This is a genomic window from Lactobacillus johnsonii (assembly GCF_013487865.1).
Lineage (GTDB): Bacteria > Bacillota > Bacilli > Lactobacillales > Lactobacillaceae > Lactobacillus > Lactobacillus johnsonii_A.
In genome coordinates this window covers 1,498,444-1,511,436 of record NZ_CP047409.1, presented here as the reverse complement: position 1 = coordinate 1,511,436, position 12,993 = coordinate 1,498,444, and the positions used below count along the sequence as shown (strand labels likewise).

Below are 12,993 nucleotides of genomic sequence, written 5' to 3'. Positions count from 1 at the left end.
CCATGCAAAACAGATTAAGAGAAGTTAGAAATAAGACTAATTTAACTCTAAGCTCATATAGCCGAATGATTGGAATACCAAATAATACTTTAAGCCAATATGAAACTGGAAAAAGAGAGCCTAAATTAAAAACTTGGGAAAAGTTAGCTAAATTTTGGAAAGTTTCTGTCCCGTACTTGCAAGGATATGTTGACGAGTATATCGACATTCACGACTTAAACGAATATGAGCAAGACGCATATGAACGCATTACTGACATGCTGAATGAGGATTATCCAGATGGCAGTATATCTCAATCCAAGATTGGCAAACTGCTAATTGATGCAAGTTTTGATGAGGAGTAAGGATGAACGGACATTTATCAGCTGAATGGTGGGTAGCATTCATCCTAATCAATTTATATTACGGTCTGAACGTTGATCCGAAGTATGACAAAGTAGTGACTGTTTATTCACTAGTGGGACTAACCATTATCAACGTAGTTCTATTATTTTTGAGATTTGTATAAGGAGAAAAAAATGAAAGTAGCATCTGACGTATTGGGCGATTTAAAGATTGCCTATGTAGACAAGACAATTATTAAGAAGTTAGACGATCATAAGCCTTTAGAAGACTTGGATACCTTAAACCTTATCGGGGGGGTATTTTCAGCTGGGTATCAGGCCAAAAGAAAGAAATTATCATTAGCTGATCCTTTTCATGATTATTATGCTGAAGAAAAGAAGGAACCAGTACAAGAGTCTTATAGCAAGTTAACCAGCAAGAAGTTAGCTGACGCTTTAAATGAAGAGTATGCCCGTAGCCAACTTATGGGCAAGTCAGCATGGAGCAATCCAGATTTTCAAAAATTAATGATGGAAGTGGCTACTAGATGGGTAGCAGCTAACAAACGTAAGAGAGTTAGATTGGAGTTTTAAGTATGAGAAAAGAAGATAAATTGCGGAAGAAACAAGCCAAAATTGAGATTCGTTACTTGCTAATCGAATATAAAAAGGCAATGCAAAGAGCATGGCATACACGTAGCGATCAAGATCTAGGCCGTGTCGCAATAATGGAGATAGTTCTTCCTTTTAAGTTGAGACTTGCTGAAATACAACTAAATGCAGTTGCAACCGCATATAAGAAGACTATTCATTTTGATTTTGGAGATCTTAAGAAAGAATATGGTGGGGTATAAACATGTTATGTAGTGTATGTGGCGATCCTCTATATCCAGGTGAGGGTGTTTACTCATTTGAAGACCCGAATGATGGTGAAAAAGAGATAATTAAAACCGGATTAAGTCTTTCGAGATCAATTTTAAAAGACCTTGAATTTGAAAACGAGCCTGCTGATGATTATTATACTTTTAAATTACGTGATTTAGATCATGAATGTACTACTGCAAAAAGAGTCGAAGCACTCTTTAAAACTAATTTTAAAGATTACGATAATTTTAGAATTGAGAAAATTGCTGAATATGAAAAAGAAGAGACGGACCGGCTTTTGTCGAGTATAGATGGATTAAAAGACTTTATTGAAGATAGAGAGACAAGGTGGTAAAGATGAGTAACGATTATAGGGAGCTAAAACAAGCAGCATATCGTGAAGGATATCTGCGTGCGATGGAAGTAAGACAATATAGAGATTATGGCTTAGAAGGCTAGTTTAGGAGTGGGAACGTGGAACAGAAAAATACAGACTTAGGACTTGATATGGATATGGATAAGACTTCCGGCAGAGTTATTGGATTTCTAAAGTACACGTTTCCAGGGTATGTGAAGGGCGCTGCACTTAGTTTGGACGATTTATCCGGTCAACCCTTTACAGGAATGCCTGCATCTCATAGTGCCACTAACTCACAAGAGCGTAAGCTAGAAAAAGCATGGGAGAAAGTAGAGCGCAACGAGCTAAGAGCAGTAACTGTTTATCAGACTATTCTTTTATGTCAAAAGAGTCCCACGTATCCATATCAGCAAATTTTACTTAATAAGTTTGTCAAAAAGATGCCTGATTGGAAGATACAACCAATTGTGGGCTATTCTAACAGCCAGTATTACTCTAAGCGTAAGGCAGCACTATGCGAGTTTGCAGAGTTGCTGAACTCCAAAAAGACCAAGAATGGTTGCTTAGACATACCTGACTTGATCATCAAAAAAGAAGAAGAAAAGCCTAAAAAGAATGCTCCAGAAAAAAGTAAATCGTACGATTATCGTACAGTTTCCGGACACTTATCGGATTGAAAGCATGGTAAATTGTTAGTGTCGAAAAAATAAAAAGTTTCGACATGACACCCTTTCAAGCAAGGAAGATCCTAGAAATCCTCCAAGAATTTTTAGTAATTACAATTTTAGGTCTTGAATAAAGATCTCTTAGTACATCAACCATTATTTGTTTATCTCTGTTAATTAGTCTCATGATTGGTGTGCAGCAGCATTTAGGTTCGATTCCTATTTGTTGCTTACCTAGGGCTTGATGCTACTCCCTAGGATTAAATATGCGATGACCCCACGGTTCGGGCGAGCGTATTGTAGTTAAGAGTTGGCTATCGTTCAGTGGACTGCGCGATAGTCGTGGGCAGTACGACACAATTTGGAATTAGAAAGAAGGAATCTTCTTTCACAATATACAGTGGGTTCGATCCCCACGCTGCTCATTGTCCGGCGGAAAACGGACGTAAAACAAAAACTTTACCTTGTCATACAAAACAAAAATTATATTGGTAGAGTGTGATAAACATTCACGAAATAAATCGGTTGTTTATTTTACAGTTGGTTTAGCTCTGTACCTTAACAGAGCATCATGGCAACTTAGCTCAGTTGGTAGAGCGTTAGAGTGAAGTTCTAAGTCGTCGGTGGTTCGATCCCATCAGTTGCCATAGGAGGCTGATCACCTCCACGATTCATGAAAAGGGTAGCGATATAGCTTAATCGGTGGAGCGGGCCGTGAAAATGGCTGCGGGGCGGTTCGATTCCATCTATCGCTATTGTCCTAATAGGGACAAGCAATGTATATTCATCTCAAAAAAGTCAACTCTGTCACTTCGGAGTTGATTTTTTTATAATTGTTACTGAGGTGAATATTTATGACTGCTTTAAATGCCGAAATTAGTCCTAATAGTATTGTTTTATCTATGGATACTTTAGCGTCGAGAAAAGATGACAGTGGAAAAACTGTTCCATCTTACTTTACTCAAAAATTTGAATATTATCTTTTTACTCAAAGTATACTGTGTGGAACTGGGGACTTTTCAATTATTAGAATAGCTATGGATAAGGCTAGATCAATTTTATCGAAAGAGGTTAAAACATTTAGTCTAATAATACGAGACTTTTTAAAAAATAATATTGAAAAAGTAAATACGGATACGACGATTTATATCTTTGGATTTGATGAAGATCTGAATACCCATGCTTATGCTCTTAGGAGTACAGATAGATTCGATATGCAAGAGATAGCAAGTTATTCAAATCCTAATTGGATATTAAAGCCTAAGTGTGAAGAAGCGATAGACTATTTGCTAAATGGAGATTCAAATAATAAAATTCATATATTTAAAGAATTAATGAAAATTGAAAAGAATATTGACGATAAAAAGATTGAAAATAAAGTTGGAATAGGTGGCCAAAATATTTTAATTGATTTAGTAGTTAAAGATGGAAAAATATTATCCATTACTAACATAATTGATGAATTTGAAGATTATGATAAGCAATATAAGTTTTGTCTAGACAATTTATAATTTTTAAGCCAGCATAAGCTGGCTTTTTATTTTGGAGAATAATGGATATTAAAGATGTAGTAGACCAGGTTAAAGAAATAAAAGAAGAGCAGTCAGATCCCGAAGTAGCCCATTTATTGGAAGATAATTTGTATGAGCAAGTACTTAATATGATTGCTTCTAGTAAATGTTCTGATCCAAAGAGTTTTGCAAAAGAAGCTTTAAAAACTAAAGATATTCTGTTTAGACGTTGGTATGCATAAACTAAGGTGGTGATAATTTGAAAGAACTAACTCCAAAACAGAAGAAATTTTGTCAGGAATATTTGAAAGATTTCAATGCTTCTAGAGCGTATAAGGCTGTTTATAAAGTCAAAAGTGATAATCAAGCAAGAGCCAATGGGTCAAGATTGATAGCAAATGATAACGTATCTGAATATCTTAGCGAAATAATGCATAAAACTAAGGTTAACGATATTCTTGATATCAATGAGGTTCTAGATAATTTGAGCCATATTGCAGCAGGAAAGCCTAGTCAAAAGATATTTAAGCGTGTGTCCTATAAGGGAAAGAAGCCAAAGGTTGAGTATGACAATGTAACTACAGTAACTCCTGAAGATCAAGATCAGTTAAAAGCTTTGGAATTACTAGGAAAGTACTATAAGATCTTTACCGATAAAGTTGAAACTCAAACTGATATCACAGTAAATATTGATCCAGGTGATTATGATGGTTAGGATTAATTTGAATTTCCCGCATCCCTCAAAAGTGTTTAATCAGCAAATATATGACAATTTATTTGATTACTCTAAATTTACAGAAGTTTGGTATGGTGGAGCTTCTAGTGGTAAAAGCCATGGTGTTGTACAGAAAGTTGTACTGAAGTCTCTGAAGCACTGGCGTGTACCAAGAAAGGTATTATGGCTTCGTAAAGTTGACAGAACAATTAAGAATTCAATTTTTACTGATGTTACCGAGTGTTTAAGTAGCTGGGATATACTCCAGTACTGTCACGTAAATAGATCTGATAAGACAATCGTCCTTCCAAATGGGGCGATTTTTTTATTTCAAGGTATGGATGATCCAGAAAAGATTAAATCTATTAAGGGACTGTCAGATGTGGTTATGGAAGAAGCAAGTGAGTTTAATCATAATGACTACACGCAACTAACTCTTAGACTTCGTGAGCCTAAGCATAAGCAACGACAAATATTTTGTATGTTTAATCCAGTTAGCAAGCTTAATTGGACTTATACAACCTGGTTTGATCCAGCAGCTGATTATGATAAAAACCGTGTGGCAATTCATCAATCGACTTATAAGGATAATAAATTCTTAGATGCTGACAACATCAAGACAATTGAGGACTTAAAGAGAACCAATCCTGCTTATTATAAGATCTACACACTGGGTGAATTTGCAACATTGGATAAGTTGGTCTTCCCAAGCTTTGAAACAAGACGTTTAAATCCAAGAGATCCAGAATTGATTAATCTACATGATTACTTTGGATTGGACTATGGGTTTGTTAACGACCCTAGTGCATTTATGCACATCAAATTAGATTTAAAGCGACGTAAGCTTTATGTAATGGATGAATTTGTGAAGAGAGGGTTGCTTAATAACCAACTTGCTAAAGTTATTAAGGACATGGGTTTCGCAAAAGAAGTAATAACTGCAGATAGCGCAGAAAAGAAGTCGATTGCTGAAATGCGTAGAGATGGAATATATCGAATTCGGCCAGCTTTGAAAGGACCTGATTCAATTGTTCAAGGTATTCAGTTCTTGCAGCAATTTGATTGGATAGTCGATGATCGTTGCGTTAAGACGATTGAAGAGTTGCAGAATTATACGTATGTAAAAGATAAGAAAACAGATGAATACACTAATAAGCCTATTGACGCTTATAACCACTGTATTGATGCAACTCGTTATGCTGTTGAAGAAGAAAATGGTCATGGAAGTACTAAAGCTACGTTACTTAAATCATTCATGTAGGGAGTGAGATTTTGAAAGATATTAATTACGGAAGAGATAAAGTTACTGGAAACAGTAGCTTTATTTTTCCTAAGGGAGAAAAATTAACTAGCAATGAGCTACTTGGTTTTATTGCATACAATGAAACAGTATTAAAGCCTAGGTATAAAGAAAATATGAAGCTATATTTAGGCAAACATAATATCCTAACAGCACCTGGGAAAGAGACGGGGGCAGATAATCGGATTGTAGTTAATTCAGCAAAATATGTTGTCGATGTTTACAATGGATATTTCTGCGGTATTGAGCCTAAGCTCTCACTACTTAATGGCAGTTCAAAAATTGATGAAATAGCCAGATGGAATAGGCAGGAAAACTTTTTTGACACAATTAATGAAATCAGCAAACAATGTGATATTTTTGGCCGTTCTATTGCAAGCGTATACCAGGGCGAAGATGCGAGACCGCATTTGATGTATTCTAGCCCTAATCATGCTTTTATCATTTATGACGATACAGTACAGCGTCAGCCCTTAGCATTTGTTCATTATCAGATTGATAATTCTAACAATTGGACTGATGCTTATGGAGTAATCCAATACGCTGATAAGCTATATCGTTTTAAAGGATATGATATTGAAGAAGATACTAATGAGGCTGGATATGCAATTAATCCATATGGGTTAGTTCCTGCAGTTGAGTTCTTTGAAAATGAAGAACGACAAGGTATCTTTGATTCTATCAAGACTTTAATCAATGCTCTGGATAAAGTAATCAGTCAAAAAGCCAATCAAGTAGAATACTTTGACAATGCTTATATGTATATGCTGGGCTTCGAATTACCAGAAGATGCTGAAGGTAATCCTAAGTTTGATTTTAAGAATAATCGTGTATTGTATGTTAATCACATTGATCCAGATACTAATCCACAAATCGGTTTTATTTCAAAACCGGATGCAGATCAGATGCAAGAGAACCTTATTCAGCATTTAACAGATTTTATTTTTATGATGGCTATGGTTCCAAATATTCAAGATAAAAACTTTGCTGGTAATTCTAGCGGTGTAGCCCTGCAATATAAGTTGTTTGCAATGAAGAATAAGGCCGATAGCAAAGAGCGTAAATTTGATAAATCATTGATGCAACTTTATCGGATTGTACTTGCTACTTTATTTAATAATAAGCAAGATCAAGAGTTATGGAGTGAATTAGATTTCAAGTTCATTCGTAATCTTCCTGAAGATATGGCTAGTGCAATTGATAATGCTAAGAATGCTGAAGGTATTGTTTCTAAGAAGACCCAATTAGGGATGATTCCAGATATTGATCCGGAATCCGAAATGAAGCAGATTTCAAAAGAAAAAACTGATGCAATTCAGCAAGTTCAAAAATTAAGTTTACCTATTGATGGTTTGAAGCGTGATGACGATGTTAAGAAAGAGCAGTAAATATTGGCTTGATCGTCAAGCAATGGAAAAAGAAGCCATTAGAAAATATATTCAGCAAGATAAAAATGCTATTGCTCAGTTAAATAGGCATTATGACGTAATGCTGAATAATATTAATCAACAAATTGCTGCAGAAATATCATCATTAGCAGATCGAAATAATGTAGGCTTAGAATTAGCTAAAAAACAAGTAACTGATATGGACGTCAAGGCATATTCTGCTAAAGCAAAGCAAATTGTAGAGCAGGCTGCAGTAATGAGAAAAAATGGCCATCATGTTACTTATAAAGATTATCCAAAAGCGGTTAACCAAGAATTACGTGTTTATAACACTACAATGAGAGTTAATCGTTTAGAATATCTCAGGGCTAATATTGCTTTAGAAGTTGCTAGAGCAAGTCTAAATGCTGCTTCTATTACTGGGAATACTTTAGTTGATCGATATATTGCTGAAACCAAACGGCAAGCCGGTATTCTAGGAATTAGCGGAAAAAATGATAGTATGTTGAACAATGTAGCAATTCAGGGCGTTGTTAGTGCAGACGTTAATGGAGCTAATTGGTCAAGCAGATTGTGGGCTAATCAAGTAGGATTAAGAGCTAATGTTGAACAAGTTCTTGCTACTGGATTAGCTCATTTTGATGTTAAGAGAATGCAGTCCTTAATGACTGATACAGTTCATAATTGGCGATATGTTGCTGATAGACTACTGAATACCGAAATATCTAGAGTACTTTATATGGCACAATGGGGAAGTATTAAAAAGGCAGGTTATAGGTTTGTAAAATGGATAAATGAGCCTAAAGCCTGCCTTTTATGTTCAGCAATTGGTCGGGAAAATAGCGGTTTTGGTAGCGGAGTATATGAGTATGATAAAGTACCGAGTATTCCTGCCCAAACTCATCCTAATTGTAGATGTGCTATTTCTGCCTATTGGGTTGATGGTGAGAGTAATGATATTAAAGATTTAGGCAAAGAAAGTAGTTCTACTATAAAAGAAAAAGGTGGAAGCTGGCGATCTGGAACTAATAAAGTAAATTGGAACTATATTAATTCCGAGAAATTTAAGTCTAAATTCGATCATATAACCAATGATAGAAATTTGAATGCACAAATTAGAAAATATGCAATTGCTATGCTAACCCATAGACAGAATAGCGATAGTGAAGATAGTTATATTTTGAATAATAAAGGTGAAATTGTTGCAAAAACGTTTGGACCAGATGATAAATTAGAAGTTGGTTTAAGCGAAAAAGCAAGACACCGTATTAGTCAAGAATATGATCCATATACAATTATCGGAATGCATAATCATCCAACTAATATACCTCCAACCGGTTCTGATTATGCAGCAGCTAATAAAAGAAAGTATAACTTCGGTATTGTAGTTACACATGATGGAAGGATATTTAAATATTCAGCTGATAAATTTGCTTATTCATATCTTGTAGACAAGACAATTGAAAACGTTAGAAGAACTCATTATAATTGGGATGATAATGAAATTTATAAAGAAGCTATGCGTAGGCTAAAAGGAAGTGGATTATCGTGTCAAGAAATAAAATAAGAAAAAAAGAAATAATTGCTTATGAGGAAAAATTATCTAAAGGGCCTTTCACTGACGAAATAAAAACTACTCCTTTTGAAGATAGTTTTTCTGATGAAGAATGGGAATTCTTTTTAAAACTGCTAAAAAAGAGAAATGATACGATGCCAGATTCTATTGATCCCGACAAAATATTAGTGGGTTAACAATTTAAATAAATACATTCAAGACTATTGATCAAGTTCAATGGTCTTTTATTTTTGCCTTTTTCCTTGTGTGCAGGCTCTAAAGAACACCATGAGTTAGTTCCCCGAAACTTTAAAACGTGTGTTTAGAAAGGACATTTAATTATGCCAAAAGATATAAAAGATAATGTTGTTAATGATACTGAAGAAGGTAAAGCTGCAGCTACCAATTCAGAAAAAGCAGATTACAAAAAGCTTGATGCAGATGAAATTGTTAAACCCTATATTGACCGAATTACTAAGGAACAAGCAAAGAAAAATGACTATAAGTCAAAGTATGAAGATGCCTTAAAAGAAATCGATCAATTAAAGACTAATAATGGCAAATCTGCTAAAGAAATCACTGAAGAAGATGAGCGTCAAAGAGAATATGAGCAATTAAAGAAAGCTAATGCTGACTTAAAAGCTCAAATCCAGCGATCTAACGCTATTAAAGATGTTAATGGCATCTTTAAAAAGGCAGATCTCAATATTGACGATGATGTTCTTAATATGGTGGTTAATAATGATGCAAACATTACTGCTTCTAATGCAAAAGCAATTATCGAATTAGTTAATAAATCGCGTGAAGAAGGAAGAAATTCCATTCTTAAAGGTCAAACTCCGAAAGTTGGAGGCAATAAGCTGAAAACTCCAGAAGATGATTTAAAACACGCCCTAGGTTTATAGAAAGGATTTTGAAAATATGCCAGAAACAGGCGTAGAAGCTAAGGGCTTCAATTATGTTACAAAAGACGGAAATTTATTAGATCAAAAGATCACAGCTGGATTATTTACTGGTGCATTAGGTACTCCAGAAGTAGATTTAGTCAATGGCGGTAGATCTTTTACTTTAAAGACCATTAGTACTAGTGGTTTACAACCTCATACCCGTGGTAAAGGTTTTAATTCGGGTACTGTTACTGATGAAAAAACTATTTACACTATGGGACAAGACAGAGACGTTGAGTTCTATCTCGATCGACAAGAGGTGGATGAAACTAATCAAGAATTAGCAATGGCTAATATTTCTAATGTATTCATTACCGAGCAAGTTCAACCAGAATTAGACTCTTATCGTTTTTCTAAGATGGCGACTTCTTTCGATAATATCGATACAAGTGATACAGAAGGAAATTTACTTGCTAAAACTCATAAGGTAGAAGAAACCTTAGATGCAACCAATGCTTACTCACAATTGAAGACTGGTATTGGTAAAGTTCGTAAATATGGCACACAAAACTTAGTAGGTTATATTTCTAGCGAAGTAATGGACTCTTTAGAACGTTCAAAAGAATTTACTAGAAATATTACTAACCAAAATGTAGGCACTACTGCGTTAGAATCTCGTATTACTTCAATTGATGGAGTTCAATTAATTGAAGTATACGAGCCTAATAGATTTATGACCAAGTATGATTTTAAGGATGGTGCTAAACCAACGGAAGATGCCAAAGCAATTAATTTCTTAATCGTTGCGAAACCTTCAATTATTTCAATCGTTAAAGAAAATGCGGTCTTTTTATTTGCACCAGGTCAACATACTGAAGGTGATGGATATCTTTACCAAAACCGCTTATACCACGATCTATTTATTAAGAAACACAAACGTGATGGTATTTACTCTTCAATAAAAAAAGCGTAACCCCGCAAGGTAATCAAGAAACCGAGCGAGGCGGGGAAAATAATAAGGAAGATCGAAATGAGTGACGTATTAGATGACCAACTAACAAAGCTGAAAACAGCTCTCCAATTATCCGATACTAAACATGACAACCTCTTGAAGCTGTATCTTGAAGATGCTACCGATTTTTTAAAATTAAGGCTATCTGTTACAGGTACTCTCCCAAATGAGATGTTAGCAATTGTACGTGGTGCAGCAGTTAAAAAATTTAATCGTTTTAAGAATGAAGGTATGGCTAGCTATTCACAAGATGGAGAATCTATTACATTTGCTTCTTCTGATTTTGATGAGTGGGATGATGAAATAAGTCAGTGGCGTAAAGATCATTCTGGTGTAAATAAAGGAACGTGGGTGAATCCGTATGCGATACGACACAGTCGTTCATCTAATTAATAAAAATCAGCCTAATGAAAGTACTGCATATTCGGCTAATGTTACTCAAATGGGATTAGATCAAACGATTAATATTTTTGGTGATGCCAAGCAGCGACCTTATGTTGTCAGATTACCTGTTCCAGTCCAGTTTAGAAATGGTTTTATTAAATCAAATGATTTGCCTTGCAACTTAGAAGTAACTAGTGCAAGGACAACTGATCGAGTTACTACTTTGATCGGTGTTGAATATCATGGCAGACTATAGTATTTCATGGGAAGGTTTAGACGCTTTAGATGAAGCATTAGCCAATCAACAAAAAATGAGTGCTGTAAAAAAGGTTGTTAAAAAGCACACAGCTAATTTAATGACAGCTACTCAACAAGCTGTACCGGTTGATACAGGACATCTAAAGCAATCTGCTCAAACTCAAATTAGCAGAGATGGATTTACTGGATCTGTTACTTATGGTGGTGGATTGGTAAATTATGCTGCTTACGTTGAGTTTGGTACTCGATTTATGGATGCTAGAAAATATGTTGGTGTTCCATTTATGTCAGAACGAATTAAATTTATTGATGATTTAAAGGATTTAGCACGATGAGTCCATATGAAGAATTATTTGAAGCTTTAATTGAATATTGCAAAATAACAGGATATCCAACTTTCGATTATTTACCTGATGAAAGTCAAGGATATCCTTTTATTATGATTGGAGATCAGATTAATAATGATGTCTATGCTAAAGATTTTGTAACTGGAACTAGTAATTTAACTGTTCATGTTTTTGCTGAATACAATTATCGCTCTGAAGTAGCTACGATTATGGAACAAATTCAGCGATTAATACCTAAATTCTTTACCACTGAACATTATTCATTTGCTTTAGCTGGTAGTTCATCAAATATTCTAGGTGAGACTGCAAATAATATTCAATTACAGCATGGACGATTAATTTTAGATTTTAATTTGAGATAGAAAGGAAAATGAAATGCAAAAAGCATTAAGTGGGACTCGTAAAGTCCTAATGTTTAAGTTAGCTAAAGATAGAGATAAGAAAAATGCTACTCGTTTGGCGTTAGAAACTACACATACTATTAAGGAAGCTGGGAAAGTGGCAACTACTGAAACTAAAGATGGTACAGTTAACAATCCTGGTGAGATTACTACAACTATTGATATTGAAGCCTTAGCTTCTGATTCACCTACTTATCGTTTATTGCACTATGCTGCAAAGCATAGCGAACTAGTAGATTGTTGGGAGATTAATTTTGAAAAGCCAGATCCTGATAATAAAGGAAAGTATTTAGCTCAATATGGTTCTGGCTATCTTTCAAGTTGGGAAACTCCTGATAAGGTGGGAGATAACGAAACAGTTAAAACTACATTGAATGTGGACGGGAAGCTCGTTAGTGGTTATGCAACTGTAAGTGATGAAGATGTAGCTACTGCAAATAATTTCTTCCGTGATACTACTGCAGGTGCTAACGAAGAAAAAGGATTAGATGAATATAGTCAAATCTATCCTGATGATAAGAAACCAGAAACTCCAGCGAGTAACAGCTAGCCCAGTAGTTAACACTAATGAAAGCGAGAAGATATAATGAAGAAAATCACTTTGAACGGTAAAACTTATAAATTAGAATTAACCTTAAATAATTTACGAGATTTTGGTTTTGTTCCTAACAAGTTTGGAGAAAATACAGAACTATTGAGTAATATTGTTGCCGGTCTTAATTTAGGGGATGCTTTTACTTTGATTGATACTCTATCTAAATTGCTGAAGCGATACAAAGTAAAGGAAAAAGATGTTGAACAAGCAGTAATTCATGATAAAAATAGTGGAAATCTCTATAAGGTGCTGATTGATTTTTTCAAGACCGAACCACTTACCAAACAGATGATGAAGACAATCAATCCGATGATTACGGAAGCATTCGACAAGATCAAAAATCCAATGGAACAAATGGCACCCAAAGAATAACTTTTGATGAAATTATCATCACAATGATGCAGTATTATCCTACTTTTACACGTGAAGA

The 12,993-nt window shown here is 34.8% G+C and carries 21 protein-coding genes and 2 tRNA genes; all 23 read left to right on the top strand.

The features are described 5' to 3' along the window. Positions 1 to 2: 2 nt before the first annotated feature. The 23 genes from GTO82_RS07250 (at position 3) to GTO82_RS07140 (ending at position 12,935) form a co-directional block, all read left to right on the top strand. Positions 3 to 344, top strand: a complete 342-nt coding sequence (locus GTO82_RS07250; RefSeq protein WP_180873044.1) for a helix-turn-helix domain-containing protein — start codon at positions 3 to 5, stop codon at positions 342 to 344. Between the two features lie 2 nt (positions 345 to 346). Next, positions 347 to 508, top strand: a complete 162-nt coding sequence (locus GTO82_RS07245; RefSeq protein WP_180873043.1) for a hypothetical protein — start codon at positions 347 to 349, stop codon at positions 506 to 508. A gap of 10 nt (positions 509 to 518) precedes the next feature. After that, positions 519 to 917 (top strand): hypothetical protein, encoded by a 399-nt coding sequence (locus GTO82_RS07240; RefSeq protein WP_180873042.1) that lies wholly within the window; start codon positions 519 to 521, stop codon positions 915 to 917. Positions 918 to 919: 2 nt separating this feature from the next. Continuing rightward, a complete protein-coding gene (locus tag GTO82_RS07235) occupies positions 920 to 1,177 on the top strand; it encodes a hypothetical protein (protein WP_180873041.1) in 258 nt (85 codons plus the stop codon). Positions 1,178 to 1,179: 2 nt separating this feature from the next. Then, on the top strand, positions 1,180 to 1,542 hold the full coding sequence (locus tag GTO82_RS07230; RefSeq protein WP_180873040.1) for a hypothetical protein: 363 nt from the start codon (positions 1,180 to 1,182) through the stop codon (positions 1,540 to 1,542). A 119-nt stretch (positions 1,543 to 1,661) separates the two neighbouring features. Then, a complete protein-coding gene (locus GTO82_RS07225) occupies positions 1,662 to 2,222 on the top strand; it encodes an ArpU family transcriptional regulator (RefSeq protein WP_180873039.1) in 561 nt (186 codons plus the stop codon). 561 nt (positions 2,223 to 2,783) lie between these two features. Beyond that, positions 2,784 to 2,857: transfer RNA gene (locus tag GTO82_RS07220), tRNA-Phe, on the top strand. 37 nt (positions 2,858 to 2,894) lie between these two features. After that, positions 2,895 to 2,965: transfer RNA gene (locus GTO82_RS07215), tRNA-OTHER, on the top strand. Positions 2,966 to 3,064: 99 nt separating this feature from the next. Continuing rightward, the gene (locus GTO82_RS07210; RefSeq protein WP_180873038.1) at positions 3,065 to 3,721 is read left to right on the top strand and encodes a terminase; all 657 of its coding nucleotides are present in this window, start codon (positions 3,065 to 3,067) and stop codon (positions 3,719 to 3,721) included. A gap of 41 nt (positions 3,722 to 3,762) precedes the next feature. Beyond that, positions 3,763 to 3,963: a hypothetical protein gene (locus GTO82_RS07205; RefSeq protein ID WP_180873037.1), complete on the top strand. Its 201-nt coding sequence runs from the start codon at positions 3,763 to 3,765 to the stop codon at positions 3,961 to 3,963. 17 nt (positions 3,964 to 3,980) lie between these two features. Further along, complete coding sequence (locus GTO82_RS07200; protein WP_180873036.1) at positions 3,981 to 4,436, top strand: terminase small subunit; 456 nt, start codon at positions 3,981 to 3,983, stop codon at positions 4,434 to 4,436. Continuing rightward, on the top strand, positions 4,429 to 5,697 hold the full coding sequence (locus GTO82_RS07195) for a PBSX family phage terminase large subunit (protein ID WP_180873035.1): 1,269 nt from the start codon (positions 4,429 to 4,431) through the stop codon (positions 5,695 to 5,697). Before GTO82_RS07200 ends, GTO82_RS07195 begins: the two co-directional genes overlap by 8 nt. 11 nt (positions 5,698 to 5,708) lie before the next feature. Then, a complete protein-coding gene (locus tag GTO82_RS07190; RefSeq protein WP_180873034.1) occupies positions 5,709 to 7,124 on the top strand; it encodes a phage portal protein in 1,416 nt (471 codons plus the stop codon). Continuing rightward, the gene (locus GTO82_RS07185) at positions 7,105 to 8,691 is read left to right on the top strand and encodes a hypothetical protein (protein WP_180873033.1); all 1,587 of its coding nucleotides are present in this window, start codon (positions 7,105 to 7,107) and stop codon (positions 8,689 to 8,691) included. Before GTO82_RS07190 ends, GTO82_RS07185 begins: the two co-directional genes overlap by 20 nt. Beyond that, positions 8,673 to 8,876: a hypothetical protein gene (locus GTO82_RS07180; RefSeq protein ID WP_153939354.1), complete on the top strand. Its 204-nt coding sequence runs from the start codon at positions 8,673 to 8,675 to the stop codon at positions 8,874 to 8,876. The genes GTO82_RS07185 and GTO82_RS07180 overlap by 19 nt, the downstream gene beginning before the upstream one ends. A gap of 144 nt (positions 8,877 to 9,020) precedes the next feature. Next, entirely contained in the window at positions 9,021 to 9,584 is a 564-nt protein-coding gene (locus tag GTO82_RS07175) for a DUF4355 domain-containing protein (protein WP_180873032.1), read from the top strand. A gap of 16 nt (positions 9,585 to 9,600) precedes the next feature. Then, complete coding sequence (locus GTO82_RS07170) at positions 9,601 to 10,539, top strand: hypothetical protein (RefSeq protein WP_180873031.1); 939 nt, start codon at positions 9,601 to 9,603, stop codon at positions 10,537 to 10,539. A gap of 57 nt (positions 10,540 to 10,596) precedes the next feature. After that, positions 10,597 to 10,971, top strand: coding sequence for a phage head-tail connector protein (locus GTO82_RS07165; protein ID WP_180873030.1), 375 nt, complete (start codon positions 10,597 to 10,599; stop codon positions 10,969 to 10,971). Beyond that, the gene (locus GTO82_RS07160) at positions 10,940 to 11,218 is read left to right on the top strand and encodes a hypothetical protein (protein ID WP_180873029.1); all 279 of its coding nucleotides are present in this window, start codon (positions 10,940 to 10,942) and stop codon (positions 11,216 to 11,218) included. Before GTO82_RS07165 ends, GTO82_RS07160 begins: the two co-directional genes overlap by 32 nt. Next, on the top strand, positions 11,205 to 11,555 hold the full coding sequence (locus GTO82_RS07155; RefSeq protein WP_180873028.1) for an HK97-gp10 family putative phage morphogenesis protein: 351 nt from the start codon (positions 11,205 to 11,207) through the stop codon (positions 11,553 to 11,555). Before GTO82_RS07160 ends, GTO82_RS07155 begins: the two co-directional genes overlap by 14 nt. Then, positions 11,552 to 11,929: a hypothetical protein gene (locus GTO82_RS07150; protein ID WP_180873027.1), complete on the top strand. Its 378-nt coding sequence runs from the start codon at positions 11,552 to 11,554 to the stop codon at positions 11,927 to 11,929. The genes GTO82_RS07155 and GTO82_RS07150 overlap by 4 nt, the downstream gene beginning before the upstream one ends. A gap of 13 nt (positions 11,930 to 11,942) precedes the next feature. Continuing rightward, the gene (locus GTO82_RS07145) at positions 11,943 to 12,518 is read left to right on the top strand and encodes a phage major tail protein, TP901-1 family (protein WP_180873026.1); all 576 of its coding nucleotides are present in this window, start codon (positions 11,943 to 11,945) and stop codon (positions 12,516 to 12,518) included. 36 nt (positions 12,519 to 12,554) lie between these two features. Continuing rightward, positions 12,555 to 12,935: a phage tail protein gene (locus tag GTO82_RS07140; RefSeq protein WP_180873025.1), complete on the top strand. Its 381-nt coding sequence runs from the start codon at positions 12,555 to 12,557 to the stop codon at positions 12,933 to 12,935. Positions 12,936 to 12,993: the final 58 nt, after the last annotated feature.

What these genes read in the sequence shown, in the direction of transcription:
- GTO82_RS07165 (WP_180873030.1), top strand. Translation starts at nt 10,597, where the DNA reads ATGAGTGACGTATTAGATGACCAACTAACAAAGCTGAAAACAGCTCTC.
- GTO82_RS07160 (WP_180873029.1), top strand. Translation starts at nt 10,940, where the DNA reads ATGCGATACGACACAGTCGTTCATCTAATTAATAAAAATCAGCCTAAT.
- GTO82_RS07140 (WP_180873025.1), top strand. Translation starts at nt 12,555, where the DNA reads ATGAAGAAAATCACTTTGAACGGTAAAACTTATAAATTAGAATTAACC.
- GTO82_RS07210 (WP_180873038.1), top strand. Translation starts at nt 3,065, where the DNA reads ATGACTGCTTTAAATGCCGAAATTAGTCCTAATAGTATTGTTTTATCT.
- GTO82_RS07250 (WP_180873044.1), top strand. Translation starts at nt 3, where the DNA reads ATGCAAAACAGATTAAGAGAAGTTAGAAATAAGACTAATTTAACTCTA.
- GTO82_RS07205 (WP_180873037.1), top strand. Translation starts at nt 3,763, where the DNA reads ATGGATATTAAAGATGTAGTAGACCAGGTTAAAGAAATAAAAGAAGAG.
- GTO82_RS07175 (WP_180873032.1), top strand. Translation starts at nt 9,021, where the DNA reads ATGCCAAAAGATATAAAAGATAATGTTGTTAATGATACTGAAGAAGGT.
- GTO82_RS07235 (WP_180873041.1), top strand. Translation starts at nt 920, where the DNA reads ATGAGAAAAGAAGATAAATTGCGGAAGAAACAAGCCAAAATTGAGATT.
- GTO82_RS07185 (WP_180873033.1), top strand. Translation starts at nt 7,105, where the DNA reads ATGTTAAGAAAGAGCAGTAAATATTGGCTTGATCGTCAAGCAATGGAA.
- GTO82_RS07170 (WP_180873031.1), top strand. Translation starts at nt 9,601, where the DNA reads ATGCCAGAAACAGGCGTAGAAGCTAAGGGCTTCAATTATGTTACAAAA.
- GTO82_RS07195 (WP_180873035.1), top strand. Translation starts at nt 4,429, where the DNA reads ATGGTTAGGATTAATTTGAATTTCCCGCATCCCTCAAAAGTGTTTAAT.
- GTO82_RS07245 (WP_180873043.1), top strand. Translation starts at nt 347, where the DNA reads ATGAACGGACATTTATCAGCTGAATGGTGGGTAGCATTCATCCTAATC.
- GTO82_RS07240 (WP_180873042.1), top strand. Translation starts at nt 519, where the DNA reads ATGAAAGTAGCATCTGACGTATTGGGCGATTTAAAGATTGCCTATGTA.
- GTO82_RS07230 (WP_180873040.1), top strand. Translation starts at nt 1,180, where the DNA reads ATGTTATGTAGTGTATGTGGCGATCCTCTATATCCAGGTGAGGGTGTT.
- GTO82_RS07155 (WP_180873028.1), top strand. Translation starts at nt 11,205, where the DNA reads ATGGCAGACTATAGTATTTCATGGGAAGGTTTAGACGCTTTAGATGAA.
- GTO82_RS07150 (WP_180873027.1), top strand. Translation starts at nt 11,552, where the DNA reads ATGAGTCCATATGAAGAATTATTTGAAGCTTTAATTGAATATTGCAAA.
- GTO82_RS07145 (WP_180873026.1), top strand. Translation starts at nt 11,943, where the DNA reads ATGCAAAAAGCATTAAGTGGGACTCGTAAAGTCCTAATGTTTAAGTTA.